We start from the raw sequence: 26,793 nt of genomic DNA, 5'->3' as shown, positions 1-26,793 counted from the left end.
CGATCACGATGTGGCGCAAAGTTATCCGGTTGAAATGACTTGGCACAAAGAAAACTGAACGGCAGCGAAGAGCGAAATGCCAGCATTCAGTTTAATTTGGTTCTGCCCCAATAATTACTACCAATAACTATAGAGAATAAAACCTAAAAAGGGCTGGCACAGTGCCCGTGGCAGGGCTCGCCAGTTGTCGGATGTTCAAAATAGAGATCACCGGCATGCAGTAATAATCGATCTGCCAGCTGTTGGCTTGTTGCACTGTGGTACAAATCACACCCCAGGATCGGGTGGCCGATGCTTAGGCTATGAATTCGCAGCTGATGAGTACGGCCAGTCACCGGGGTAAATTGCACCAGACTGCGCCGCGGTTGACTCATTCTGTTTATTACCCTGAAGCGGCTGGTTGCGGCTTTGCCGGTGCTATCGCAAATTTTCACCAGTGGGAACTGGCTTTTATCTTTAGCGATGGGTGCAGAAATCACACCTTCGTCATCCGGAACCCAACCTTCCAACATAGCGGTGTAACGCTTTTGCACCGTACCGGCCTGAAACTGCTTATTAAGATGCGCTGTGGCGTGTTCGTTCAAACCAACCACCATCATACCCGAGGTACCAAAATCTAAGCGATGCGGCAATCTGGCCAGCGGAAACGCCGGGCTTACCCCGGGCTGACCATGTACCAAACGAAAGTGTACCGAATCGCGGTTCAGTGGGTTTTTACCCGATAAACTCAGCAGGCCTGAAGGCTTGTTGATCAATAAGATGGCATCGTCCTGAAATAAAATATGTACATCATCTTCGCAAGCAGGGGCGATAAAGTGATCAATAATACCTGAAGCAGCCAATCAAACCTCTACTTAAAAATTAAACACGGTCAACAAGCTGTCGGGTTCATACACATCATGGCGTAACGTGATGGATTTGAGCATCAACCGTGTTTTTTGTTCTGCCCCCCAACGATTAGAATACGTAAAGAATTCCAACGCCTACTTCGGCCTCATAGTTGCTTCGAGCGATTGGGCTGGCCCTAACGTCGCTGGTAAAATGCTCATAAAGCACTTCGCCGAAAATCCGCCAATTATCATTGATAAAATAGCGATAATCGTAATTGATGCCAAATGAGCGAATGCCACCACCCAATGAGGTCTCATTCAATCCGGATGCTGCCGCCTGCTGAGCGTTGATACCGAAATCTTTGTTGGCGAATTTGCTGTCATGATACACCACAACGAGGTTAATTTCAGAACCGGACCCGTCAACTTTATCGCCGAACCGGCGCCCCACACCGAATAGACCAAGATTGCCGTTGCCTCCGGTCACCACTCGGCCAACCAACCAATAACGCCAATCAGCATCGAAGGCACGACGTGCTTGCAGCACCAATTCAAAGCCCTCATCGTTATCACCGAGCCCATCCAAATACCCCTTTTTGGAGTCACTTTCTTCACGGCCTTCATCGAAACCGACAAGGGCCTCCAGTAGCCATGTATCTGCACGAAGGCCACGCCAACCTAATGCTTCACCCGCCCAAAAGAAAATATCATCTCCTCTGCGCCATTGCACTGCACCAGCAGGATCGACCTCAAAACCAAATTCGTCAGACCCTTCATAGGCAGTTTCATATTCAATGCCAAGACCTAATCCGAAACTCCAGCCATCCTTACCTCTGGAGAAGTCATCGGCTGACGGCAAAGGAACCAAAGCCTTTCTTTCCTCTTGCGCTAATGCGGTTTGCAAGAAACAACCATGTATAAACACGATCAACAATAAACTGATGAATTTTTTCATGAGAAACCTTTCCTGTATGGTTCCGGACAAAGATCATCCGTGAGTATAGTTATTTTGTGGCTATACGTGTCACTTCAGTCAAGCGATCTCATATTGATGCTTTTTATTTCACTATTTACTTAAACTCAGGCCCTATCACAAAGCAAAGCAGCTACGGTTTCGGCCCTCAAACTTAGCGCGATAAAGTGCCTGGTCTGCCATGGTTAAAAGCTCGGTGAGTTGTTCCGTACCATGCCGGAACTCAACAATACCAGCGCTGAACTGCAGCAGGTAGTCGGGGGCGAGCGCCAGGTGCTCAGCAGCTGCTGCACTTCGCAGGCGCTCCAGTACGGCAGTAGCGGCACTACGGTCTGTGCTCTGAAGTACCAACAGAAACTCTTCGCCCCCCCATCGCCCAAACAGATCACCGGGACGCAGCACATTCTCAGCCACATTGGCGAATCGCTTAAGCGCTTCGTCACCCGCATCATGGCCATAGCGGTCGTTACAGGTTTTAAACTGATCCAGATCCAGCAGAGCAATGCACAGCGGCTGCCGCCGCGCACGCGCATGCTCGAGTGCTTCCTGCGCACGCACCTCGGTGTAGCGGCGATTCGCCACCCCGGTTAACAGATCCGTGAAAGCCATACGGCGATACAGGCGTTGGTGCCTAATCAGCGTAATAACGATAACACACAGCAAGACCAGCACGATCAAGCCAGCTACCAACAGTATACGGTTGCGTTGTTCTCTTTCTTTGGCTTCGAGTGTCTGGAGTTCCAGGCTTTGTTCCAGTAAGTCAACGCGAAAACGTGACTGGAATAAACGGTTGTTACGCGCTCTTGCGCTACTTTCATGCCCGCGCAGTTCACGCAGCGCAGATGTCAAATCAGCAATCGCTTCCTCTGCATTGCCAAGTAGCACATGAATTTTCCCTCTGACATGGTAAAAGCGATACCCATTAAAACCAGAAGCCCAGTCTGGCCAGTCTTTTGGTAAAGGAGCGAGCATCTCCATCGCCTGCTCCGGGCGATTATCCGCAAGCAAAACATCCGCAAAATTAATGATTGTAATGTACTCTGTAATGTGACCTACGCCTTTAAGTTGCTCAAGGCTGGCGCTGCAGCTTTGCAGGGCTTCCTGCACACGCCCTAACTGCCCCAACATATCGCAAAGCCCAGCCTCGGCATAAGCAGCTGCAAAAGAGTTGTTGGCGCGATGTGCTGCCACCCCGGAGCGTCGGAACTGCTCTGCAGCTATTTGCAGAGAATCTGGATCTCGCTCAACGGCCCAGGACATAGCGTCCATAAATAACTCGTTGGCAGCCATGTCGTGCATCGCTTGCGACTCGAAGTAGTCCAGCGCTTCCTCACGGAACGTTCGCGCATAACTACTATCGGTTCTGAGAACCACCTGGCTCAGCACCGAAGCCGCCTCAGCACGCATCCAGGCAAGCTGAGCAGTATCAGCATGAAGGTATGCTTTAGCAGCAAGCTCAAAACTCTCCCCATTCAAGGAGCTATAATAGGCCATCACAGAAGCAAGACGAATCTTCAGGCACAAGGTTGCAGGTTGATCGGCAGGCCGCTGGGCAAGTTTGTGATCCATCGCATCTATAATCTCGCGGGTTGAGGGGGATAGATCAGCGCCATATAGGTTGAAAATTTGTAAGTGCAACAACGCTGGGTGGTTTGTTGGCAGTGATTTAGCCTCTTCGATAGCTTGCGGTAGCTCAGTGTTTTTCAATCCGACCATTCGTCTGGCCTGAGCCCGGGCAGCTTCTAGCCAGGCACGACGCTCAACTGTCAGACTAAGCCCCTGACTCAACGCTTGCTCGATCGCTTGTAAAGCCTCGTAAGGCTGGCGGCCGATGTCCTTGGCGAGCGCTTCTATCTCGTCATCTCCGCTACCCAGACAACTCGCCGCCGCTGGTAAGAGCATAAAAAGAAGGCAACTGAAGAGCACGATACCCTGCAAAAATAGTCTCATCCATCCTCCCGCTCTTTCGCGCATTTTGAAAAAATGCAGCTACTCGGCAGAGTTAATCAATTTTCCTTAAGCTTCCGAATCAGGCCAGTCTCAGAGTATTTCCCATGGAAAGCCCTGCCTTGTTAAAAAGTGGTATATTCCACAGTTTAGAGGATGATTGCACATTCTGCTTTAATTTGAGGGGCAGATCATAGTTTTGGGGTCAGATCAAAATTATTCCCGACTCACCTTTGGCCGCCATGTTAACGCTTCAATCAAACCTTTCGGTTATTACCGCGCTGAATAATAGGCTCTGGCCCACCGGCCAAATACCACGTTGGTAACTGCAAAAAACAACTATACTGTACAAAACTCAACCAGAGGTGATCGTTATGCAGCGGCGTGAATTTCTGACCAAAACCTCCTTATTGCTTGGCAGCAGCTTGCTGTCGGTCCCTGCTATGGCGCAGGCGAACTTAGCGCAAGCAACAGCTCCGACTGTGCTTAAAGCGGCCGATTGGAGCGGACTGCGAGACTTATTTGCTTTAAGTCGCCAGCACGTGCATTTGGCGACTTTTTTACTGTCTTCCCACCCCAGGCCAGTGGCCGAGGCGATAGAGCGACACCGCCGGGCTTTTGATGAAAACCCGGCAGACTACTACTACGAAAACGTGGGCAAGATGGATAAGGCAATAGCCGAAGCTGCGGCGGAATACATGGGCGGCAATGCCAGCCAGATAGCCATGACCGACAGCACTACGATGGGGCTGGCCATGGTGGCCAGCGGACTGATGTTGCGGCCTGATGATGAAATTCTGCAAACAGAGCACGACCATTATGCCATGGACTTGTCCTTGCAATTGCGTGCTGAGCGCACCGATGCCAAAGTACGGCGGGTATCCCTGTATGACAACCCTGCGCTGGTTAGCAAAGATGAGGTTCTGAGTAAGCTTAAAGCGGCCATTACCCCGGCCACCAAGGTGGTGTCACTGACCTGGGTTCACTCGATGAACGGGGTAAAGCTGCCAATCCATGAAATTGCAAAGATGCTGGCAGAGCTAAACCAAACACGGGATGAAGCCGATCAAATCCTTTATGTGGTAGATGGTGTGCATGGTTTTGGCATTGAGAATATTGATGTCAGTACTGTGGGCTGTGATTTCTTTATTGCCGGTACCCATAAGTGGTTGTTTGGCCCGCGTGGCACCGGTGTTATTTGGGGTAGTGATAGAGGCTGGGCGCACTGCAAGGCAGTGGTGCCCAGTTTCAGCCGCTCCTATGCAGTATGGCTGGGCTATATGACGCAGGATCAGGTACCACCCGGTGAACACATGACCCCGGGCGGTTTTCATGCCTTTGATCATCGCTGGGCTTTACCAGAAGCCTTTAAGCTGCATTTACAGCTCGGCAAAGCCGAGGTGCAACAGCGGATCCACCAATTAAACACCCTGACGAAACAAGGCCTGCAGCAAATTAAAGGCGTAACGCTGCACACGCCGATGTCGGCCGAGCTATCCTCCGGCATGGTCTGTTTTGATTACAAGGAACTGGCCCCCTGGCAGGTAGACAAGGCAATGCATGAGCAAGGCATTATCATCAGCACCACCCCGTACCGGCGACCTTATGCCCGTTTTGCTCCCAGCCTGATTAACAACGAACAGGAAATTGAACGCAGCCTGACGGCATTAAGCCGGTTGTAGTTAACAGAATCTGTAGCAAAACATAAAAAAACCGGCATAGAGTTATGTCACCAGTAATGACGATTGTTAAATATGCTCATCAGCCCTGAGTGTAAGCACCTCATAACCGGTCGGGGTAACCGCAACCGTATGCTCCCACTGAGCGGATAACTTTTTGTCAGCGGTGACAACGGTCCACCCGTCTTTTTTTAACTTAACCTTGGCCTTCCCTTGATTGATCATCGGCTCTATTGTGAACACCATCCCTTCTTGCAGAGTGAGACCTTTCCCTTTTTGGCCATAATGCAAAACTTGAGGCTCTTCATGCATTTCCCGACCAATCCCATGACCACAATACTCGCGAACAACGGAATAACCGTTCTTCTCCGCATGCCTCTGAATGGCATAACCAATATCACCAAGTGTTGCGCCGGGTTTTACACTCCGAATCCCTTCCAACATTGCCTCATAGGTGGTTTCAACCAACCGTCTGGCCATTGGAGTTACATCGCCGATCATATACATCTTACTGGAGTCGGTGATGAACCCACCTTTTTCTAACGTGATATCAAGATTGACGATATCACCGGATTTCAATAGTTGAGTGGACGATGGAATACCGTGGCATACAACATGGTTTACAGAGCTGTTCAGGACATATTGATACCCATATTGCCCCTTGCTGGCGGGGCGGGCATTTAACTGGTCAGTAATGTATCTCTCAGCCAAATTGTTGATATCCATCGTAGATACACCAGCCTTGACAACGTTATCAAGATAGTCGAAAACTGATGCAAGTAGACGTCCGGATTCACGCATCACACTTAATTCGTCAGCACTTTTCCTTTCTACATTAGCCACCGACCGCCTTCCTTATGTCAATATCGGCCAGCTTCATTTGCTCGCCCATGATTTCAGCAAACGACATATTTGGATTAGCCTCCGCAAGCATGCCAATTTTTATCCAAAACTCAGCTTGTGCATTTATAGAGCGAACCATGACTGAGCTTGCTTTACGAATTTCGTCATGTAACTCGTCGTCAATTTTAACAATTCCCATACCTGAACCTTAATATACGATGTATATACGAATCATATACTCTCATTGACATTCAGACAAGATGGTCGTCGAGCGTTTAACGTCCGAAGCTATAGAAAGTTGCGCATAAACATAAAGTAATCAGGTTCCTTTGAAAAACACATAACGCAAAGCGCTTGGAGAGGTCATGCCAGAGCGTAGCCTTTCGGGGACCGAGATCTGATGTAAAGTAGCCTATTTTACTTTGATCTGACCCCAATAGTTACCGGATAAACGCAGGCGCAATGCCGGCCATTATCGTAACCAGTAGAAACTTGCTTTAAGCCTCATGCGGTGAAATATCTCTGTTTATTTTCTCACCATTTTCTTGCTCAGCTCGTTTCAGATCATAGATTGCCTGCAAATTGAGCCAGCTTTGTGCATCACCGCCAAAATAGCGAGCCAGCCGCAGTGCGGTGTCGGCTGTGATCCCGCGCTTCTCGCGCACGATTTCATTGATCCGTGCCGGTGTCACCCGAAGCGCCTGTGCCAGGGCATTAGCACTCATATTGAGTGGTTCCAGATAATCTTCGCGCAATACCTCACCAGGGTGTACTGCACGCATGCCATTTTTAAACATAACTCCCCCTGTTAATGATAATCCACAATCTCAAGATCCCATACATTGCTGTCTTGCCAACGAAAGCACAAGCGCCACTGATCGTTCATACGAATGCTATATTGCCCCGCCCTGTTGCCTTTTAGCAACTCCAGTCGGTTGCCCGGTGGGCTGCGTAAAAACTCCAGGCTGGTCGCTGCATCCAGCTGAGTTAGCTTTCTGGTGGCAACCTTTGCAATAGCAGACCACCGGCTGGTTTTTCCGGTTTCAAAAAGCTGCTGCGTTTCTGCGCATTTAAAACTTTTGAACATAATTAATCATATATCGATAATCGATAAAAAGCAAAGTCAGTACCAATGCATAAAATCCCAGCACGCTGGCTGAGGCTATTATGCTTTGCTTACAAACCTGACTTAACGATATGCTTCCGGGGTTGGTCAGGCGTACATCAACTATTGGGATTATTACCCTCATAATGATTAACATGGAAATAAAGCGCCGAGTTTTTTAGCCACTACTACAGCCGCATTATCATGACTGCTCTCTTTCTGTTGTTCGAGATCTTGTTGCAACTCAGCCAGATGTAAGTTCAGCCTATTTGATTTTGATCTGACCCAGTAGTTTATTTTATGACATTTAAAAAGCAATTGTATAAAAAATGTTTTTTTGGTAAAATTTCGACACTTTAACCGATCTGATAAGGATATGCAGATGACGGACATTTACTTTCCCAAAACCACTGAACGAGCTCACGAGTTTTTTGCATCCCAACCTGAGTTACTGGCTACGCATATGACCGTATAAGAGGCCGACGCTAATGAGCCTATCAGCACAGGACTGGTTTGTATTTTTTTTTGTAGGCTTATGGCTTTCCTGCTTTGTTGCCTATCCTGTTGTAGCCGTGTTTGTTACTCGTCCGATTCAACGCCAGTTGAAACCCACAAAACAAGATTATATTAGCGATTGGGTAATATGGCCATTTCAAAGTCCTGTTTATGCCATGGCAATCGTAGTACCGTTTGAGCGCTGGCGCAATGAACGAAATCGTCACTTTATTGATGCCTTGCAGCCAGTACGGCAAGCAGCAACCCCCTTGCAGTGGTGGTTATCACTTTGGCTTGAAGTGAGCCTTTATAGTGCAGTAATATTCGGCTTGGTGGGGTATAGCGTAATGAATTTGTTGGGCTACTCATGGTGATTTCTGCCAATATCCTCAACCGCCGCTAATGGAATCAGAAATGCCTTTCTGGTTCGCAATCTTACTGGCTGGTGTTGTGACCTCAATGATTATTGCCTATCCAATTGTTACCTTGTTCGTAACTTTACCTATCCAACGAAGACTACGAGTTCAAAGCCAAGACTATATAACTAACTGGGCAATTTGGCCTTTTCGAAGCGGGGTATATGCGATGGCAGCGGTGATTCCTTTTACACATTGGGAAAAAGAGAGGAACCGTAGTTTTGTTCAAGGCATGAATGAGGTACGAAAAACAGCTACTCCTATTCAGTGGTTGCTATCGTTCTGGTTGTTATCCAGCCTTGCAGGCAATCTCCTCTTGGCACTTTTTTTAATGGTTGTAGAGATTATCGGAGGTTGGCCAGCCTAGCTACGTGGTCATGTATACCAAGCGATTAACCAACCAGATGCACTCGGGGAAGCCCTGCCATAGCGTAGCCTTTCGGGGATCAAGATCTGAAGTAAATTTAACCTATTTTATTTTGATCTGCCCCCAATAATTAGTACGTGGAGTTTTTACCTAAGTAATTCAATGCCGCCAACACGAGCGGCTTTGTAGTGAACGCAAAGCCGAAACGAAAAAGGCGTCGCCGTGCTTGGCCTTGTCAGGGCTTTTACCGTATACTTGTACGGAAACTCCGTACATCAAGGTGCCATTATGGATACAATCAGTGTAAACAAATTTAGAGACAACCTTAAGAGCGTTGTAGAACAAGTTGTTAACAGGCATGAACCGCTCAAGGTAACTCGTCGAGCCGGTGAGGCTTTTGTTGTTATGAGTGCCGACGACTGGGAGCGAGAACAGGAAACCCTTCATGTTCTCCAAAGCAAGAGCCTCATGCAGCAGATTGCCCACTCTCTTGAAACCCACAACCGTAGTGAAGGCTATATACCAACTGAAGAGCAGATGAATGAGATCACTGGTATTTGAAGGTAATACCTGGGAAGCGTATGAAGCTATGCGCGAAAAGGACAAACGGTTGCACAAGGCTTTGTGCAAATTGCTCAAGGAAATGCTGCGTTCAAACGACCCAGCTTCAGGTTTAGGAAAGCCTGAACCACTAAAGCACAACCTATCTGGCCTATGGTCTAAGCGGATATCACAGAAAGATCGTTTAATATATCGATTCGATGAAAAATTCATTTATATCTTCGCTATTGGTGGTCACTACGATCAGCCCTAGCAGCTTTGTAATTTGAAAACCCCCTTCTGTCACACGCTGGATTTTCCCTTCAATCATTTTTTATGATAGCCAATCTAGCCAGATGAACTCGGGAAGCCGTGCCAAAGCGAAGCCCTTCGGGGATCGATAACTTGTGTAAGTAGCCTATTTTATTTTGCTCTTACCCCAATCATTAACTCTTTTAACGCGGATAAAGCCGCTGCTGCTTTGCTAGTTTGAACAAAGATATGATCATGATAATAAGCTGCGATGACATTCGCACTAATGCCCTTTGCAGCCAACTTGCTTGCTACAGCGGCTGTCAAACCAACGGCTTCCAGACTAGAATGAACGGTTAGCGTAATTTGACTATAGGAGCCTTCAAACGATAAACCAGACCTCTCAGCGACTGACTTTTCGATGACAAGGGTTAAGCCTTCAGGCTCAATGAAGGTAGCAACCGGATCTAAATCAACATAATCCTTGAGTGCGCCTGAAACCGTACAAAAAACAAATTCAGCTTCAACCAACGTTGGGCTGATTGAACGCAGTAGTTCGTCTAAATCTGTAATACCTGACATCTATAGTATTTCCTTATACAAAGCCCCGGGTTAAATCCTGCCCAAGGCATACTGAACGGCCTGCTCGGCATGTATTTCTGTAGTGTCATACAGTTTGACCTCTGTATCTGAGCTCTGAATCAAAAGACCAATTTCCGTGCATCCCAAAATTACACCTTGTGCGCCGCGTTCAGCCAATGATGCTACAACATCCAGGTACTCACTTTTTGAGTCAGACTTGACCATACCTTGGCACAACTCATTGTAAATCACGGAATGAACAAGCTCCCTTTGGGACTCATCTGGCACAATCACCCCGATACCATGCTCCTGGAGACGACCAAGGTAAAACGTCTGCTCCATAGTGAATCGTGTCCCCAGCAGCCCCACACTGGTTACTCCATCCTGTTTGAGTACGTTGGCCGTGGCATCAGCGATGTGAAGCAGAGGGACCTTTACTGAGCGTTCAATTTGGGAGGCGACTTTATGCATCGTGTTCGTACAAAGAACCAGAAACTCTGCGCCTGCCGATTCAACCGACTGGGCAGCTGATCCCAATATTTCCCCAGTTGCCTGCCAATCCCCCTGATGCTGCAACGCCTCAATCTCGGTAAAATCCACGCTATAAAGAACGAGCTTTGCCGAATGAAGCCCACCAAGTTTATCTCTTACTTTCTGGTTAATCAGTCGGTAATAAGTCTGGGTTGACTCCCAGCTCATTCCGCCTATTAGGCCTATTGTTTTCAAGGGGAACCCCCATTTTGTCGCTTCGATTTAACGTGCGCCGCTTACGGTATCACTTTTCGGTGGCTTGTTAGCAGCTTCTGCGCGCAAGCGCTCCACCAGCCAGACTCATATGGTCAGAAATTCACGAAACCAGACCTGCCAGACGCTTAAGCAGTGTCAGAAATGCCTCGCAGGAGGTCAGTGACGCTGTTTCTTCCATGGTATGGTAGCCGGTGGTGGGGATTTGTAGTGTGGTACCGGTTACTGCGCCCGCTGAGGCGGCGATAATCCTGCCCATTTCGGTACTGCCAAGTGACTGAGGAGATTGTCCAGGGGATAACAACGCATTTTTCTGTTCAATGTATTCATCCTTGTAGCTGTAACTAACCCCTGATGCCTGGCACAAACCGGCCAGTGTGTTGGTCAGTTGCGCATCGAAACTGGCATTGGCATCTTTGTGTCGCAACACCAGTTGCTGGCGATCTGCCTCGTTTCTGTCCGGGTAGGGGCTGGTATCCACCACGACCAGCCGGTTCGTGGTGTTACCAAAGCGCCGGAACCATTCCAGCAGATAGCGCCAGCTCTTACCTGCCTCTTCCTGTGCCGTAAAAAAGGCGGTGCCCTGAAAACCTAAACTGAACAAGTGCACCAAATAGGCCGCAGTTAGCACGTTATCGAGTTGACCACTAATGCTGTCAGCATTAATTCTGAGTTTGTCGGCGAAAGCCACCGGCGTGCCTGCGACCAAATGCGACATTCCCTCAAGGGTGAAAATCAGGTTGTTACGCCGCTCACAGACATAACTTGAAGCAATTTTACCGCTACCGCGGTATGCACCGGACCAGGGCTCATAAGCCATCACTGGCGTAGTATCAAAGCGATCAACAATTTTATTGATCAACTGCTCGGATACGGAGTTTCCCAGCAAATCGGAGCGGTTTCCTGCCACAAAAGCAGCATACTGAAATTCATCGGGACCAGTGCAGACAAGGCCGTGGCGATCAATATGAGCAGAAAACATGGTGCTGAAGGGTGCATTGCCCTGTGCTACCAGTACGCCTTCATACCAGGTAACCTGCGCGCCGCGCTCCTCCAGTTCCCGTTGCAGCACCCTGAAAAAACTATGTTCTGCGCCCACCACACTGGGCTCGCGGATCAATATTTTCAGCAAATCCAGCAGTTCATTTAACTCAGTCATGGTCATATCCGGACGGAAGATTATGTTGCTATATTCAGGCCAATCACCGCTCAATGCAAAAAAATCTGCTTTTGCGGGGATTTTGTAGAGTTTCTGACTTGAACTATTAGGGCCAGATCAAAATTATTCCCGACTAACCTTTGGCCGCCCTCGGTGCACTTTATGTTGCCGCCGCCCTGTTGACACTTCAATCAAACCTGACGGCTATTACCGCGCTGTATAATAGGCTCTGACATGACTTCATATTCATCTCGACTAATCCCTTTAATTTTGAGATTTCTGAACACATGTTCAGTTTTCGGCTTTCCGCGGGTTTCGATCGGGAAGTGCCAAATATTGAAATGATCGTTCGGATAGGTGTCGTATGCAAGAGAATCCCATCCAAGAGTCTTTGCCATCAGGCTGATTGCAATCTTCTTAGCAGCTTTTATCTGTGCCTCTGGTCTGAAGTATAACTGATATGAAGTATTGATGGCTCCAGTAAGTAGATCAACGGCCTGTAATCCAAGTTGAAGCTTGGAGTTATCCATCTTGACGTGTTCAATTTTTGAATAGGTTGGTAATTTAGCGAGCATATGGTTGGTTATGATTTCCATTAGTTCTTCTTGCTTTCCGTATGTTGTACTACGCTGATCGATGAAAACTTTACAATTAGCGTTCATACCTTTGCTGCTTTGCCGGAGCAAATAATTGTAAGTAACATAAAATGCATTTTCTTCATTTTCATGCCATTTACGGTATGGCGCCTTCTCAACAGCGATAGCATGGAAAGTACACGGACTTTCGAGAACTAACTTGAGCGTTTCAAGACAGAGGTTAATCTGCCCTGCACTGCTTCGTACCTTTTCCCATTTAAGCTCGCCAGACACCACTTCTCGTAGCTAAAGCTGCCATGCGCTCATTAAATGTGTCAAGATAGCCATTCGGCACATTGAGCACCCCAATTGAGTAACAAGGTATTCCTGACGATGTGCCGCTCTCATCTGCGAAAGATACAATTTCCATATCCACTCCAAAAATTTAACGGCGCCATTTTTCGGTCACAGTGAAGATGCAAGATGGTTAAGATAGCATCTATGCCTTTAAGGCGTTCAACCCTAGTTCAATGTAGTACAGAATGGCTACGGCTATTGGAATTATAAAAATCATTATAAACCCTACCAGCCTAGACATATGCCCTCTATCCGAAAAAGGTAGCTTTTCAATTGGTGAAAGAAAGGTTTGAAATGAATTTACAACCACAATAAATAAAACTGGATAAAAACAGGCGAGAACAAAGAATAAAGCATACATATGCTCACAATAAAAAATGCAAACAACAGCATACCCCAACAGCCCACCTATCATTGCTCTAGACAGGACCTTATAAAATTTAATTATTGGGGCGATAAGTTTAGCTTTAATTATATCGAGCCAAGGATGTTCACTGCCAAGACATATTCTGATGCAAGCTGTAAATATGTAGAGAAACACCAAGCTGTAAGCGATAGTATTTGGTGCAAAATGCTCCATCGGAGCTTCTCTGATCTCCTTCGCGATTCCCTTTTCTTCACCTGCCAAAAAGCTTACAAGAACATCTATTTGAGCCAGTTCAACCAACTTGGAAGCTAAGCACAACAAAATGGTGAGAATAAAAAATGAGAAATAATCCCATCTATGTTCGCTGTACTCTATCTTCGTAAATTCTTTCAAGTTCATCGGTACTCTTAATGCTTACTCTAATTGTTAAGTGTTTCGGCGTTCGTCCTCACCACGTCCTCTGAGTAAGGCTCATCAATTAGGGGTTGAACGACATATTCGCTCTCTGAAGGCACTCCAAATACATTGACTGCTTTGTATGTTACAGCTTGTGCTTCCTGATGATCTATTGGGGTCAGATGAAAATTATTCCCGACTTACCTTTAGCCGCCCTCGGTGCCCTTTATGTTGCCGCCACCCTATTAACACTTCAACCAAACCTTTCGGTTCTTACCAGGCTGAATAATATGCTCTGGCACACCGGCCAGATACACACAGGGAAGTAGTGCCATCGTGTAGCCTTTCGGGGTCAAGATCTGATGTAAGTTTAGCCGATTTTATTTTGATCTGACCCCGTTAATTGAGAAGGCTCATATGTGTTATAACCGATCATCATTTTCTCCAATCTTTTATATAGAGAACACTATTATCATTCAATTCAATTACTTTTTTATCTTTAAGTTTTTTCGCCGCTGAATCACCGTATTTTTCGATCTCATCAATCGCTATGAACACTTGCTTCCCAGTAGATTCATAGAGGTTGATTAATTTTGCAACCGCGTCATTCTGAATATTCTTAAATAAAACAGAGTCATGTATCAAAAAAGGTAGCACAGTCGTTTCTGCAAATGCTAAATCCAAAAGTATTAGATTGGAATAAGCTTTCCCTGTACCTGTGTCTTCAACCAACTCAAATGTATAACTATTTTGACCAAGGTGAAGAGTGGGGCTTCTTCTTTCTTCACCATATACCTCAGTTACGTTTCTTCTATTTTTGTCATTCAGTATTTTTTCAATAAGTTCTAAAATCCGATTTTTTTCAGCAGCTAATAACTCTTTAGCATCCTTCAAATCTGACTTTATCTGGGTATCGGTCTCGAAATACTCTATCTCTTTACTAGCGGATGCGTGTTCCTGTGACAGCTTATAAACCCTATCTACTACTACATTTGGATTATCTATGTCAGATATCGCCGATGCGATTTTTCTATCGATATTACTTATTTCGTTAACAACGCTATCTAGTGAAATTGATAGTTCTTTTTCACTACCGTTTAACTCTTTTCTTAATATATTTGTAATTTTTGAGTGGAAAGATTCCACCTCTTCCAACTTATCTGTATTTACGTCAGGAAAGTACTTTAACAATGGCGATAAGTGTTTGCTTTTTATACTCTTATTTTTAGAAAGGTCATTTTTTACGCGTAGCAATCTACTATCTAATCTTAGCTTTTCCGATAAAAGTCTATCCTTCTCAATTTTTAGATCCATTACCTCTCTATTCACAATTTCAGCGAGATTAACTGCATATTTCTTAAGATGATTTTTTATCTCTTCTATCTCGGAGTCAATCGAAGTGATTGTGGTCAGATTATTTTTGTATTGTATCTTTGAGGTTTTTGAAATCAAACCACCTTTAAAAGCCTTGGCTATGGTTGTTTTTTCATCACTCTTCTGCTTAACATTTTCAGATAGCAACCTAATCGACTCATACTTTTTAAAGAGCTTAATTGTATTTGTGACACAATCAGATGCTTTTTGGCTTTTAAAGCCGTGAAGAGGATGCTTAACATCAAGGTTTTCCTTACCCCAAACTCGAGAGAATAGCGAAACTGTTGACCTGAAAGTCAAATCCACGCTCTCGAGGGAATAGGATGATTTGAGAAATGTCGTATAATCTTCGATACTTATTGGATCTTGCTCCTTAAAATCTTTATCGCAAATATAGACTAAATCAGGCTCAAAGGTTCCTCGTCTAAAATAATGATCAACACCATCAAACTTAAACGAAAAATAGTAATCATGATCTCCCAGCTCCGCTACAACATCCTTATTGTGATCAAGAAAAGATTCTCCGCCGTAAACGAAATCAAGCACCATTAAAAGAGTAGATTTACCGATAGAGTTGGTTGCAACACTATCGCCAAGGACAACGTTTAATCCAGAATGAAAAGATATAGATTTCTCTCGAAATTTTTCACAGCGAACTTCAGTTAACATAATTAATCATTCCTTGATTTTCATCCAGCTCAACCTTTCCAAGCACATAAAGAATGTCAAGTGCAAGCATGAACTCGCTTATATCTTCAAATTTGTCTAGGCGTATTTCAATCAATTCTGAAAGGCTAATTGAGTTTTCCTCATCTATAATAAGCATGCTAATTTTGGCCAATATGGATTTATCGAAGCTTGTGAATTTATTTGGAAATGACATCAGAATATCTCGCAATTTTGGATAAAGAACGAGGCCAATATTTCCGCAGCGTCATTGGTCTTAGGCTTGGTTTTGGCGTTAATCCATGCAACAATGTTTTCAAATATTGCTTGCTGATCTAAGCCCATATTCTTTTGCTTTAGATAATATGCCTTTATTTGCAAAGAAATTATTTCAGACAAGTCTAGCTCAGCACCATCCAGCTCAGAAAATTTCTCCCTAATAAAAACAAAGTATTCTCTAACATTACCCTTTATTTTATTTTTCGTTGGCCTAGAAATGGTTGAATCTAGTTTTTCATCTACTTCCTTTGGGATAAATTCTATTTCTGTATCGTCTTCAAGACTCGGGTCATGGTATATCAACTCAATGATTTTCCCGATCTCCTCTTCGATCGCATATCTTTTCCACATAGCTTCTTGGCCGCTTCTTTCAATTAGCCGCTTTTTAATTTCAAATAACGTGCGATATTCGTCTACAGTCCTTGGCTTGTCAAACTTACCATGACAGATTTCACAAAGTGGTATAACGTTATTCTCATCGTTTACGTCATTACTTAGTCGCTCTTCATGCTCAAGCAATAATTTTTCTTGTGCGGTAGGATTCAGAGGATAAATATGTGCAATCTCAAAGCTTTTAAAGCTCTTTCCAGCTTTTTTATAGAAAAGAGGTTCCGAGCACAAGGGGCAAATTCTGCTTACCTGTGAAAGCAAAGCCACATTTTGAGCTTCTGAATATTTTTTTCTTAAATTGCTCATTCTAAATCCATTTTATCAGCATGAATCAACGCTCACAGGTTATAACACCTCAAACGACGGCGCAGCTTAGCTGCGTCCGAGTGCTTTAACTTGTTAAAAGCAGTTCCAGTTTACGCATAGTATTTTTTTGCGACCGGTTTCAAATAGGCTTGGCTGGAAAAAAAGGTCTCCATATCATCGATTATCCTTTTCGCTATTTCTAGTATTACGCTATATTTCTGCCTCAGAACATCAGTTCTATGTCGTTCGCCAGCAGCCGATGCACTTTCCCGTCCATGTGCCACAGCATTTCTCTTATCGACAATTTCATCTATCGTCGCACGCTCTCTTGCAGTTAAAGTAAACTCTTTCATGCCGAAAGATCGATATACTTCGTCAATCGTTTTTGCCCAAACGTTCTGCAAACTAGTCGAAAATACCGAGTCATTAATTGCGGTAATATTAGAGCTTCGCACCTCCTCAAAAAACTCTATAGATTTATTAAAGAAATTATTGTATCCGGCGTCTTTAAGGCCTCTTAGCTTATTAGAGAAAGCAATGACACCAAAACCAGGTGAATAATGAACACCTTTTACAGATTTTGAAGCGATAAGAATTAGTGTGGTTTCAACAACATCATTAATTGTTTTTTCAAGGGCAGCATATAACTGCACATAAAAAAGACCTCTCTGTATCTTGAGCTCTAAGCTTGCCGATTCAGTTGGATTAGCTGGCTCTAATGATGAAATATAGTTGAGGTATACCTGCACCTCATTGAATCGAGACCTGCTTCTACTTTTAACTGATCCATAGCTCATTATCGAAGAGCATCCTTTACATAATTTATTCGGTCATTCAACCTTTTCTTACTATTTGTTGCTCCTGAAGTTAGACCTTTCAACACATTATCGTCTAGGAGACTAGTTAACGTTTCTGTACTAACTCGAATATTCTCATTAATAGCGTCTGCGACACCTATTGAAATCGCCTCGAACAATACAAGTGGGGTAACATTCTTTCGATTCCCGCGAACTATTCCATCAGGAAGACTTCGCTCTAACATCTCAAATGTCTCGTTAAATAGCTCTTTAAGTTCATTTTTGTTTCGAAATGAATTCGTTTTTTCGGCCATGTAATCATTAAGAAAATCCTTAACACCATGGACAAATTCATTCCGCTTTTCATAATATCCAAAAAACTTCAAAACCAATTCTTCGTAGCTTCCTTGACGCTCGGCCGTTTTTGTCATTTTTACCACACTTTTGAAGCTGGTATGCGCCGCGCATTCCTTAATGAAATCGTTGAATTCACCAATATAAACACAATTCCTAATTTCTTGAGGATGCAGAGTCACTCCGCCAGTATTAAGCCGTTCAAACAAGTCGAACCGAAGATTAAAATCGCTTCTGTCATTCAAAACGGTAACTCTTATCGGTCTAGTTTGTAACATCAACTGCATGGACTTCGGAAGTTGATCGTAATTCGAATTATTTAGCCCATCTAGTTTCTCAAGACCTTTTATTGTCAATTTGGAGCAATTTGGATTAACCCTATTAATTACATCATCACTGCCAATGTAATTAACAATAGTTGTTAGCCGCTGAAGCCCGTCGATTACCTCCCAAGTCGAATCTTTATTTGTTGCCATAAAAAGACTAGGGACAGGTATTCCTAAAAATAGGGATTCAATTAATTGAGACTGTCTGATTTCGTCCCAAACGAAATGGCGTTGATACTCCGGAGCAATATCAATCATCTCGTCACAAATCATCTCGTAAAGCTGTCTGATGGTGATGTCATAGCTATCGAAAGCAACTGATCTACGATTGGCATCTATCTGATCTTGGACCTTATTTATATCCATCATTCTCTCTATACATTTAAATTTTTCATGGATTTCAGTTTCTGAGGCTTTTAACATTATATTCATAAGCTAGCTCGAAAACTCATTTTCATATATACGGTACAAAGCTCTGTAGGTTACTGTTACTGCAAGCTTTGCTAAAAATCAGTTCCGATTATAAATTCTACAAAACGAGCTGGCTTGTTTTGTTGGGTTGAGATTTTTGTTTTGTCGTTTTTCACCACACTAAGCATCTAAACTAAAAGACTTTTCAATAGATGGCAAGCTACAATTTATGCATGGTTCGCTGGCATTTTTATCCAATTGTAAGAGGAATTGAGATTTGACTGTTTAGAAATACAGCTTTAGGCGAAGACGGTAATTCATTCTATATGCTATTCGATATGTCCGCTTTGGCATTTACCGGTCTATCAGCCAAAGCTAATAACTCATTAAGCCCCAAACACAAACCCCCAGCAGATGCTGGGGGTTTGTGTGTATTGCTTTGCTAGCAAACAGGCTTAACGATAAGCCTCCGGGCTTGGGCAGGCGCAGATCAGGTTGCGGTCGCCGTAGACGTCGTCGATACGGGTGACGGTTGGCCAGAACTTGTTCTCGGCAACGTAAGGTGCCGGGAAGGCGGCGACCTGACGGTCGTAGGCGCGGTCCCAGTCGCTGCTGAAGATGTCCTGCATGCTATGCGGGGCAAAGTGCAGCGGGTTGTTATCGAGTGCACATTCACCGGATTCCACCTTGGCGATTTCTGCGCGGATGGTGGTCATGGCTTCGATGAACTTATCCAGCTCGGCTATGGGTTTTGTTATCTGATTCGGTTGGTTCCATCATCAGCGTATCTGCCACCGGTCATTTTAGGGTCAAAACAAACTAAGTTGTATACCCACATCTACCCTTCCGATTATTGCTAAATCAGGCAAATCAGGACATTAGTCATAATTTTCATTTAACCCTAATATTTAGTTTCCGAAAAGCTCTGCTGAAACATCGGGAAAGCCATAATGACGTGATCCACGGTTGCCGGGATTGCCCGGATTTCCTGTATTGCCTGGGTTTCCAGGGTTGCCGATATTTCCGAAATTGCCCATATGTTTATTTAAAACCATTTGTTCATGAAGCTCACCAACATACTGGCCAGATAACTTATGTACATGAGTGCCGTTAAGCTGGACAACTGCTTGGCCACTTATAGTGTGGATATATCTACCACGGATATAGCCCACGGCATTTCCACGTGAGTTGTAAATATAATCAGTCATTCTCGATCCTGGTTATGGAAGTGTTCTTATCCATAAAAAATATCCAACAGCAGCGCTTTGTTAAATGCTTGATACGATAAAATTAATATCATACCCATTAAATCTATGACCTGGCCACAAATTCATTGTCAGAGAAATAGTTTTATTCTCACATTCTTCAGAAATCGGCCTTCCTTCGAGGATTGCGTTTTTCATTTTATCGGAAAGATACTGATTAAAACTCGAATGGCTTAAAGCATTTGCAAGTTCTAAAAGCTTTTCTCGTGCAATTTGAGAACCAGTTGCATCATTCACGTTAACCATTATTTTTAGTGAGCTTGCGACTTCCTTAGATCCTTCAACATAGAAAGCAATATTGGCAGGAATAATACCATCACCAAAATCTACCATTGGAGATGACGCACACCACTCTTCTTCGAAAACCCTATCATAAAACCCCGTTCCCAACCCTTCTTTTGAAAGAAACTCCTTAGCTTCATATGGACTCCAGCCGAGATCGCTTGGTACGTCCTTGGGATGTTTCTCAGCAGACCGCACTCTAAACATATGCTTAAAAGACTCTATTAAATCGTCATGCGACTCGATATTTACTCTAGCAACTTGATATGACCAGCGCTCAAGCAATTTTATATCTATATTAAACAAAACTAGAGCGTATAATTCCGCCAGATTCCTATACAGTCTTCTTTTTATAGAAAATTGAAGTCGAATAAAAACCTGCTCATATGTCGAATAAACCAGCATAACAAACACAAATGGCAAGTAGCAAAGAGTCAACAAGGGAGGGACAAAGAAATCATATGCGGTTTTCTCATTACCAAATGAGATAAAGTTGACTGTCAACATGTACGCAGTGTGAGCAATCAGAGTAATCCCAAAGAATGCTAGGCAGTATTCAAGCAGCGCTTTCACTTGATGATATTTATTATCGCGCTCAGCAATAGCCAACATAGCACTGATTAATACCAGAATTGGAACTAGCAGGACCTCAACCCAAAGGGGGAAAGTGTAGACGCTAACTATAAACTGAAGAATTGCCAATAGCTTCAAGTTATCTATCACTGAGTGCTGGAAGAAGCTTTTATCTTTTTTAATCGACTCAAGCTTAAAAAGCGACATAAACCCAACAGACGCACACCAAAACAACGTGTTTTTAAGCTGCCCAATATTCCACAAATCTAACTCAGATAAAAAGTAGATAACAATCACCATATAGGTGATCATCAAGCTAAGAACAGATATTATTTGTTTTACAAAGAAAGCGGACAATAAATTTCTAAACGCTTTTCTGACCTCAACCATTCTGGAGGCCGAAAATATATAAATTGAAATTGCAAATAACCAAAATGCAATTGCAATTTCTCGATTATTTAGAATATCCACGGCACTCCTTGTGCATTTAACTCTTTGCTAAACGTCGTAAAGTAGTTGACTGAGGTTAGTGAGGAACGAACGACAGCCAAGTGTTTTACGTCCGTTTAAGCAACTTGTTAGTTTTCGATTACTGAAAACCTAAAGATATTTGCTGTACGTAGCTCGCCCATGACTTATAACATCTTACAGATGCATGGCTGAATTTCGGGGCACCTGATGTAACATCTAGCTTTGCTTTAAGAAGGTACATAGTTTGAGCAACGTTAATAGCATAACGATATTTGTCATGATTTGGAATTATATTAGAATCTATGAAGCCTCTAGATATGTTCTTAGGTCCTCTATGTAAATTTTCTTTCCAGAACCCATTTTCTCTCGCATTTGAAGCGCTGACAACTCCACTTTCAAAATCATAAGACCATTGATTAAACTCATTTTTTAACACCTCAAACTGTTCACTAGAAATAACGAAAATGTCTAAGTCTGAACCATCTCCAAATGGCTTACCAATTTTATTGGGAGCTAAAGATTGTCCTAATCTTGCGCTACCAGTTATATTCAACTCCTTGGGATCAATATTTAGCCTTGAACCAACCCATGCTCGAACTGATTCATAAATCCCGGGACACTCTCTAAACGCGAATGGAATACCCTCCGACAACCATTGTCTAGCGATAGCTTGTCTTGCAGATTCTCCACCATTCTTCGCAGCTTCTGAGATTAATCTTGCTTCTGGGTAGGCAGATATCACATCCCTTAAATGGCTTGATACTTTAAACGGTTCCATAATGACCTTTAAAGTTTAATTGGTTAAATCGATTCATAATGTGGTTAGCTCGCAAATCAATAGTTTTTAGTCTATTGTTTTTATTATATTTTTTCTCAGGATACTTTAGTCTTGCAACTACTGACGCTGCTTCATAATTTGTTAGAGAACTTTTATCCAGCACTAGAACCTTACAAGCCTGTTCAATTCCGTGCATGTTCCATCCAAAATACGCAACAGTCAGATAAATCTTTAATATTTCTTTTCTTTCAAGAGCTAAGGTTAATCGCGTGGCTAGATAAATTTCTTTCAATTTACGTTTTGGGCTTATTTCATAACGCTTAGTAATTGTCCTTACTAATTGCATTGCTATTGTAGAGCCACCTTCTCGTTTGTTACAAAATACGGTTCTCCAAACTGCTCTAACTAAACCAATTGGATCAACGCCAAAATGCAACCAGAAACGATGATCTTCTCCTGCAACAAGGAACTCTAATAAGTTATCAGAAAATGCGGTTTCCGCACTTTCTAATCTTATTTCATCAATACTCTTAATGAGCTGATTCCATTCATCTTTAAATTTCATTTCTGACTGACTATTATCCTTAAAAAACTAAAGCAAAGCACTCGGGCGACGAGCCGCGCAGCGGATTTTCGTCCCAGCGTCAGCAGGCAGCGAGTACCCCACCTTGTTATGTGTTTGAAAGAAAATTGATTTACCAGCGTTCATCTACAATGGTATTTCCCGTTTTGTCCTTCTGAGTTCGAGATTGTGTGACCTTGAAACCCTTAACCGCTGTGTGATAAGTATACTCGACAGTACCAACAATCCCATTGTCGCTATTAACTATGTCATAAGAATTAATGTCAGTTTCACCCATAAAGCCCTTGGTTCTAGAATCTTTGGGGGACTAACGACTCGCCTTCCTTTAAGAGAACTCTTTTTATCACATCTTCTCTCAAAATTGACACCTCTGATTGTCCTTACACTACTCTTACACGTACCACTTCATTAAGATGCCAAAAATAGTTGGTTAATTAAAATAAGCAACGAAGGAGAAAAACTAACTGTTTTTTGTCCTGGTTGAATGACGTGTTAGCTATTTTATTTTAATCAAGGAACCAACTGGCTTTGTCTCTATATTTTTAATCACCGAACGATGTAAATCAAAAAGCTCCTCTTCTGATATTTCACCTAATTGGTAACTTGTTTCAAATCTTACATATTTGGTAAGAGTCGTTAAGTGATGTGCAGCAATTTCAATTGAGTTTTTCAGGTTTTCCTCAGAAAAATCTTTATTATTAAAAGATAATAACATCACTTTTGAATTTTCTAATGCGGCTAAAATTGAGGTTATAGATTGAGGATGCATTGTCCTTATTATATTAGTATCATTTAAGGTTGTTTTTACTATAAATGGCAGCTCTATCGGATTATCTTTAAATAGGTCTTTAGGTTCATAGCCTGGAATTTCATGCTTAGCCTTTGAATAATTATCAGGAATAGCCTGTAACCACATGTTAAAATTGCTTAATTCAAGATGAGACACTTCCAGTAGCTTTATAACATGTAATTTGTCTCTTTCTACGTTATATAAGTTACTGTAGTACTGAGCCAAGAACACACCAAGAAATACTGCTGCGATTGATAAAGTTGCTTTACTTAACTCAATACTAAGTGGCTTCCCTTCTTTTTTTGCTAAATAAAATGCCAAAATAATAATTACAACAATTACTAATAATACTGAATAAATCAATTGAATAACCTCATGTTGGGGTAGATTGGATAACTACAGCTTAGAAGTTTAGAAAATCTCTTTATCCACATAGAAACTTATCTTTTAATCAATCTAACCTAGCTAACAAATCTCTTTAAATCAACAACTTTGTAGCTGAGCTGGTGTTTTTACTGAAAACAAAAACCCCAGCACAGATGCTGGGGTTTTGTATTTATAGCTTTGCTTACAAACCAGGCTTAACGATAAGCCTCCGGGCTTGGGCAAGCGCAAATCAAGTTACGGTCGCCGTAGACGTCGTCGATACGGGTCACGGTTGGCCAGAACTTGTTCTCGGCAACGTAAGGTGCCGGGAAGGCGGCGACCTGGCGGTCGTAGGCACGGTCCCAGTCGCTGCTGAAGATGTCCTGCATGCTGTGCGGGGCAAAGTGCAGCGGGTTGTTGTCGAGTGCCCATTCACCGGACTCTACCTTGGCGATTTCCGCGCGGATGGTGGTCATGGCTTCGATGAACTTATCCAGCTCGGCTTTGCTTTCTGACTCCGTCGGTTCCATCATCAGGGTACCGGCCACCGGGAAGCTCATAGTTGGTGAGTGGTAACCAAAGTCGATTAAGCGCTTGGCGATATCCATCTCGGTGATGCCACTGGCATCTTTTAACGGGCGGATATCGATGATGCACTCGTGCGCAACACGGCCATTTTTACCACGGTACAGTACCGGGAAGTGCGGGTGCAGTTTCTCAGCCAGGTAGTTGGCATTGAGGATAGCGATTTCTGTGGCTTGCTTTAAGCCTTCGCTGCCCATCATGGCAATGTACATCCAGCTGATTGGCAAAATACCGGCGCTACCGAAAGGTGCGGCAGATACAGCGCCATTGCTCTGGCCGGTGCCGTCGATTTTCACCAGCGAGTGATTCGGCAGGAACGGGGCTAAGTGGCTTTTCACGCCAATAGGTCCCATACCCGGGCCACCACCGCCATGCGGGATACAGAAGGTTTTATGCAGGTTTAAATGCGATACATCTGAGCCGATGAAACCAGGGGACGTTAAGCCTACCTGCGCATTCATGTTGGCACCATCCATATACACCTGGCCACCGTGGGCGTGTACGATATCGCACAGCTCACGGATGCTTTCTTCAAACACACCATGGGTGGATGGGTAGGTCACCATAATAGCGGCCAGGCGATCCCCTACTTCATCAGCCTTAGCTTTTAAATCGGCCATGTCGATGTTGCCGGATTTGTCGCAATCGACCAATACCACGTCATAGCTTGCCATCGCGGCTGTGGCCGGGTTGGTACCGTGAGCTGATACCGGAATTAAACAGACATTGCGGTGCCCTTCGCCACGGCTTTCGTGGTATTTGCGAATGGCAATCATGCCAGCGTATTCGCCCTGCGCGCCAGAGTTTGGCTGCATGGACAGGTTGTCATAACCGGTGATGTTGATCAGCCAATCACTCAACTCGGTGATCATCTGAGCATAGCCGGTGGCTTGGTCTGCCGGGCAGAATGGGTGCAAACCAGCGAACTCAGGCCAGGTGATTGGAATCATCTCGGCGGTGGCGTTCAGCTTCATGGTGCATGAGCCTAACGAAATCATCGAGTGATTTAAGGCTAAATCTTTGTTTTCCAGCTTTTTGATGTAACGCAGCATCTCAGTTTCAGAGTGATACTGGTTAAATACCGGGTGCTGCAGAATGTCATCATGACGCAGCAGGCTCTCTGGAATGGAGTTCGAGCCATTCTTCACCAGCTCAGCATCCAGTACCGCCACGCTCAGGCCATGGCCTTCGCCAAGAACGATGTTAAAGAGGGTTGCCAAATCGGCACTGCGCGTCACTTCATGGAAGCTGACCGACAGGCTATCGGCCAGATCAGTCCGAAGATTGACTCCGGCTGCCAGCGCGCGCTTTACCACAGCGGCACGATCGGCGACTTTAAAGGTGATGGTGTCGAACCACTGCTGATTGACCAGCTCAACCCCTTTGGCTTTGAGGCCAGCGGCAAAAATATCGGCGCAGCGATGGATGCGGCCAGCGATGTTTTTCAAGCCATCCGGGCCATGATAAACGGCATAGAAGGATGCCATGTTGGCCAGCAACACCTGAGCAGTACAAATGTTGGAGTTGGCTTTTTCGCGGCGGATATGCTGCTCGCGCGTTTGCATGGCCATACGTAAAGCATTGGCATCTAAACGATCTTTTGATACACCAATAATACGACCAGGCATCGAGCGCTTGTAAGCATCACGGGTGGCAAAGAAAGCGGCATGTGGGCCACCATAGGCCATCGGCACACCAAAGCGTTGCGCTGAACCCAGCACCACATCGGCACCCAGCTGGCCCGGTGATTTCATCAGCACCAGTGCCATCATATCGGTGGCAACGGCCACGATGGCTTTGTTGTTTTTCAGCTCGGTGATTAACGCGGTATCATCACGCACATCGCCATTGCTGCTTGGGTACTGCAATAAAGCACCAAATACATCGTGCTTTACGGCTTCGCTGGCCGGGCCGGTAATGATGTCAAAGCCAAACATTTCGGCACGGGTTTTCACCACGTCAAAGGTTTGTGGGTGTACATCATCGGCAATAAAGTAGCTGTTGGCTTTTTTGTTTTTCGATACCCGTTTCGCCAGCGCCATCGCTTCGGCGGCTGCGGTGGCTTCATCCAGCAAGGAAGCACTGGCCAGCTCTAAGCCGGTTAAATCTAAGGTTAATTGCTGAAAGTTCAACAGTGCTTCTAAGCGGCCCTGGGCAATTTCTGGCTGGTACGGGGTATAAGCCGTGTACCAACCCGGGTTTTCCAGTACATTGCGCAGGATCACATTTGGCGTTAATGTCGGGTGGTAGCCCATACCTATATAGGAGGTAAACACCTTGTTTTTGCTGGCTACTGCTTTTAAATAGCTAAGTGCATCGGCTTCAGTACGGCTCTCGCCAATGCCTAATGGCTCTGGCAGGCGAATATCGGCCGGAACGGTCTGCTCAATCAACTGCTCGACCGAGCTGACGTTCAGCTCTGCCAGCATGGCAGCGGTTTCATTAGCATCCGGGCCAATATGGCGTTGAATGAATTCCTGATGGTTCACAAGTTGTGACAGCGTTTTAGCAGCAGGGTTGCTCATGCTTGGTGTGTCCTATAAATCAATGACGACAAAAATGTACGGCGA

General features: G+C 44.4%; 28 protein-coding genes and 1 pseudogene. 5 read left to right on the top strand and 24 right to left on the bottom strand.

Annotated elements, in window-relative coordinates:
* Positions 1–143: 143 nt before the first annotated feature.
* The 3 genes from Q3O60_RS00750 to Q3O60_RS00740 form a co-directional block, all read right to left on the bottom strand.
* Positions 144–842 carry an RluA family pseudouridine synthase gene (locus tag Q3O60_RS00750; protein ID WP_305891989.1) on the bottom strand — a complete coding sequence of 233 codons (699 nt, stop codon included), beginning with the start codon at positions 840–842 and terminating at the stop codon, positions 144–146.
* A gap of 115 nt (positions 843–957) precedes the next feature.
* Positions 958–1,785: a MipA/OmpV family protein gene (locus tag Q3O60_RS00745; RefSeq protein WP_305891988.1), complete on the bottom strand. Its 828-nt coding sequence runs from the start codon at positions 1,783–1,785 to the stop codon at positions 958–960.
* 135 nt (positions 1,786–1,920) lie between these two features.
* Positions 1,921–3,753 (bottom strand): GGDEF domain-containing protein, encoded by a 1,833-nt coding sequence (locus Q3O60_RS00740; protein ID WP_305891987.1) that lies wholly within the window; start codon positions 3,751–3,753, stop codon positions 1,921–1,923.
* 371 nt (positions 3,754–4,124) lie between these two features.
* Between Q3O60_RS00740 and Q3O60_RS00735 the strand changes: the two genes are divergently transcribed.
* Positions 4,125–5,432, top strand: coding sequence for an aminotransferase class V-fold PLP-dependent enzyme (locus tag Q3O60_RS00735; RefSeq protein WP_305891986.1), 1,308 nt, complete (start codon positions 4,125–4,127; stop codon positions 5,430–5,432).
* Positions 5,433–5,498: 66 nt separating this feature from the next.
* Here Q3O60_RS00735 and map read toward each other — a convergent pair whose 3' ends face one another.
* From map to Q3O60_RS00715, 4 genes are all read right to left on the bottom strand, one after another.
* A complete protein-coding gene (gene map / locus Q3O60_RS00730) occupies positions 5,499–6,272 on the bottom strand; it encodes a type I methionyl aminopeptidase (protein ID WP_305891985.1) in 774 nt (257 codons plus the stop codon).
* On the bottom strand, positions 6,265–6,471 hold the full coding sequence (locus Q3O60_RS00725) for a ParD-like family protein (RefSeq protein WP_305891984.1): 207 nt from the start codon (positions 6,469–6,471) through the stop codon (positions 6,265–6,267). The genes map and Q3O60_RS00725 overlap by 8 nt, the downstream gene beginning before the upstream one ends.
* Before the next feature lie 298 nt (positions 6,472–6,769).
* Entirely contained in the window at positions 6,770–7,069 is a 300-nt protein-coding gene (locus tag Q3O60_RS00720; RefSeq protein ID WP_305891983.1) for a HigA family addiction module antitoxin, read from the bottom strand.
* Positions 7,070–7,080: 11 nt separating this feature from the next.
* Complete coding sequence (locus tag Q3O60_RS00715) at positions 7,081–7,359, bottom strand: type II toxin-antitoxin system RelE/ParE family toxin (protein ID WP_305891982.1); 279 nt, start codon at positions 7,357–7,359, stop codon at positions 7,081–7,083.
* A gap of 689 nt (positions 7,360–8,048) precedes the next feature.
* On the opposite strand from Q3O60_RS00715, the gene Q3O60_RS00710 reads away from it, so the two are divergent.
* The 4 genes from Q3O60_RS00710 to Q3O60_RS00695 all read left to right on the top strand — a co-directional run bounded on the left by Q3O60_RS00710 (position 8,049) and on the right by Q3O60_RS00695 (position 9,469).
* A complete protein-coding gene (locus Q3O60_RS00710; protein WP_305891981.1) occupies positions 8,049–8,246 on the top strand; it encodes a hypothetical protein in 198 nt (65 codons plus the stop codon).
* Positions 8,247–8,286: 40 nt separating this feature from the next.
* Complete coding sequence (locus Q3O60_RS00705; RefSeq protein WP_305891980.1) at positions 8,287–8,655, top strand: hypothetical protein; 369 nt, start codon at positions 8,287–8,289, stop codon at positions 8,653–8,655.
* Positions 8,656–8,943: 288 nt separating this feature from the next.
* Entirely contained in the window at positions 8,944–9,216 is a 273-nt protein-coding gene (locus tag Q3O60_RS00700; RefSeq protein ID WP_305891979.1) for a type II toxin-antitoxin system Phd/YefM family antitoxin, read from the top strand.
* On the top strand, positions 9,197–9,469 hold the full coding sequence (locus tag Q3O60_RS00695; RefSeq protein WP_305891978.1) for a Txe/YoeB family addiction module toxin: 273 nt from the start codon (positions 9,197–9,199) through the stop codon (positions 9,467–9,469). The genes Q3O60_RS00700 and Q3O60_RS00695 overlap by 20 nt, the downstream gene beginning before the upstream one ends.
* A 149-nt stretch (positions 9,470–9,618) precedes the next feature.
* Here the strand turns inward: Q3O60_RS00695 and Q3O60_RS00690 are convergent, their stop codons facing one another.
* The 17 genes and pseudogenes from Q3O60_RS00690 to gcvP form a co-directional block, all read right to left on the bottom strand.
* Positions 9,619–10,029 carry an ACT domain-containing protein gene (locus Q3O60_RS00690; RefSeq protein WP_305891977.1) on the bottom strand — a complete coding sequence of 137 codons (411 nt, stop codon included), beginning with the start codon at positions 10,027–10,029 and terminating at the stop codon, positions 9,619–9,621.
* A 30-nt stretch (positions 10,030–10,059) separates the two neighbouring features.
* A complete protein-coding gene (locus Q3O60_RS00685) occupies positions 10,060–10,755 on the bottom strand; it encodes an aspartate/glutamate racemase family protein (RefSeq protein WP_305891976.1) in 696 nt (231 codons plus the stop codon).
* 121 nt (positions 10,756–10,876) lie between these two features.
* Complete coding sequence (locus tag Q3O60_RS00680) at positions 10,877–11,932, bottom strand: peptidase M42 (protein ID WP_305891975.1); 1,056 nt, start codon at positions 11,930–11,932, stop codon at positions 10,877–10,879.
* A gap of 191 nt (positions 11,933–12,123) precedes the next feature.
* Positions 12,124–12,801 (bottom strand): DUF3800 domain-containing protein, encoded by a 678-nt coding sequence (locus Q3O60_RS00675; protein WP_305891974.1) that lies wholly within the window; start codon positions 12,799–12,801, stop codon positions 12,124–12,126.
* 205 nt (positions 12,802–13,006) lie between these two features.
* Complete coding sequence (locus Q3O60_RS00670; protein WP_305891973.1) at positions 13,007–13,630, bottom strand: hypothetical protein; 624 nt, start codon at positions 13,628–13,630, stop codon at positions 13,007–13,009.
* Between the two features lie 432 nt (positions 13,631–14,062).
* Positions 14,063–15,670, bottom strand: a complete 1,608-nt coding sequence (locus Q3O60_RS00665) for a DUF2326 domain-containing protein (protein WP_305891972.1) — start codon at positions 15,668–15,670, stop codon at positions 14,063–14,065.
* The gene (locus Q3O60_RS00660) at positions 15,660–15,884 is read right to left on the bottom strand and encodes an ABC-three component system middle component 7 (RefSeq protein ID WP_305891971.1); all 225 of its coding nucleotides are present in this window, start codon (positions 15,882–15,884) and stop codon (positions 15,660–15,662) included. The genes Q3O60_RS00665 and Q3O60_RS00660 overlap by 11 nt, the downstream gene beginning before the upstream one ends.
* Positions 15,884–16,642 (bottom strand): ABC-three component system protein, encoded by a 759-nt coding sequence (locus tag Q3O60_RS00655; RefSeq protein WP_305891970.1) that lies wholly within the window; start codon positions 16,640–16,642, stop codon positions 15,884–15,886. The genes Q3O60_RS00660 and Q3O60_RS00655 overlap by 1 nt, the downstream gene beginning before the upstream one ends.
* A 110-nt stretch (positions 16,643–16,752) precedes the next feature.
* Positions 16,753–17,439 (bottom strand): MAE_28990/MAE_18760 family HEPN-like nuclease, encoded by a 687-nt coding sequence (locus Q3O60_RS00650; RefSeq protein ID WP_305891969.1) that lies wholly within the window; start codon positions 17,437–17,439, stop codon positions 16,753–16,755.
* Positions 17,439–18,551: a GmrSD restriction endonuclease domain-containing protein gene (locus tag Q3O60_RS00645; RefSeq protein WP_369812606.1), complete on the bottom strand. Its 1,113-nt coding sequence runs from the start codon at positions 18,549–18,551 to the stop codon at positions 17,439–17,441. Before Q3O60_RS00645 ends, Q3O60_RS00650 begins: the two co-directional genes overlap by 1 nt.
* 434 nt (positions 18,552–18,985) lie before the next feature.
* Positions 18,986–19,328 (bottom strand): annotated as a pseudogene (locus tag Q3O60_RS00640) (glycine dehydrogenase (aminomethyl-transferring)); the annotation flags it as partial.
* A 110-nt stretch (positions 19,329–19,438) separates the two neighbouring features.
* Positions 19,439–19,738, bottom strand: coding sequence for a 4-fold beta flower protein (locus Q3O60_RS00635; protein ID WP_305891968.1), 300 nt, complete (start codon positions 19,736–19,738; stop codon positions 19,439–19,441).
* A 60-nt stretch (positions 19,739–19,798) separates the two neighbouring features.
* Positions 19,799–21,121 carry a hypothetical protein gene (locus Q3O60_RS00630; RefSeq protein ID WP_305891967.1) on the bottom strand — a complete coding sequence of 441 codons (1,323 nt, stop codon included), beginning with the start codon at positions 21,119–21,121 and terminating at the stop codon, positions 19,799–19,801.
* A 118-nt stretch (positions 21,122–21,239) separates the two neighbouring features.
* Positions 21,240–21,899: a hypothetical protein gene (locus Q3O60_RS00625; protein ID WP_305891966.1), complete on the bottom strand. Its 660-nt coding sequence runs from the start codon at positions 21,897–21,899 to the stop codon at positions 21,240–21,242.
* The gene (locus Q3O60_RS00620) at positions 21,886–22,464 is read right to left on the bottom strand and encodes a biosynthetic peptidoglycan transglycosylase (protein ID WP_305891965.1); all 579 of its coding nucleotides are present in this window, start codon (positions 22,462–22,464) and stop codon (positions 21,886–21,888) included. Before Q3O60_RS00620 ends, Q3O60_RS00625 begins: the two co-directional genes overlap by 14 nt.
* Positions 22,465–22,978: 514 nt before the next feature.
* Positions 22,979–23,635, bottom strand: a complete 657-nt coding sequence (locus tag Q3O60_RS00615) for a hypothetical protein (RefSeq protein ID WP_305891964.1) — start codon at positions 23,633–23,635, stop codon at positions 22,979–22,981.
* Between the two features lie 218 nt (positions 23,636–23,853).
* Positions 23,854–26,748, bottom strand: a complete 2,895-nt coding sequence (gene gcvP / locus Q3O60_RS00610) for an aminomethyl-transferring glycine dehydrogenase (RefSeq protein ID WP_305891963.1) — start codon at positions 26,746–26,748, stop codon at positions 23,854–23,856.
* Positions 26,749–26,793 lie beyond the last annotated feature (45 nt).

The organism is Alkalimonas collagenimarina, assembly GCF_030717845.1.
Classification (GTDB): domain Bacteria; phylum Pseudomonadota; class Gammaproteobacteria; order Enterobacterales; family Alteromonadaceae; genus Alkalimonas; species Alkalimonas collagenimarina.
Note: the sequence above shows the minus strand (reverse complement) of the source record. Positions and strands in the feature narration are given on the sequence as shown.